This window comes from Catenovulum agarivorans YM01 (assembly GCF_000281085.1).
GTDB classification, from domain to species: Bacteria; Pseudomonadota; Gammaproteobacteria; order Enterobacterales; family Alteromonadaceae; genus Catenovulum; species Catenovulum agarivorans.
The window spans coordinates 756-1,106 of the sequence record NZ_JH767552.1 but is presented as its reverse complement, the minus strand read 5'-3'; positions in this window follow the sequence as shown (position 1 = coordinate 1,106).

Genomic DNA, 351 nt, shown 5'->3' with positions numbered 1-351 from the left:
AGCGCAAGCCAAGCTTTTTGCGTCCACCCTTAATTGCATTGTTGGCTAGAAGCTTGCCTAAAAGCTGAAGATTAGCACAATACAAATACCGTAAATAAACTTAGAAAAATGAACTTGAGAAGCGCAAAAGCGTGGCGACACAAAAATCCATTTTTATAAACTGACTCAAAGCGACAAGCAAACAATGCAAATGCCGCTCAACGGTAAAACAAGTTGAAAAAACCAACTTCAAAACAACTGGTGCGTGGCGACTCGAAAGTTAAATGAACAACGCAAACAACTTTCAGCAACACGAAAACCAACGACACTAATTTTAATATTTTAAAACTTATTAACCAATAAAACTTCTAG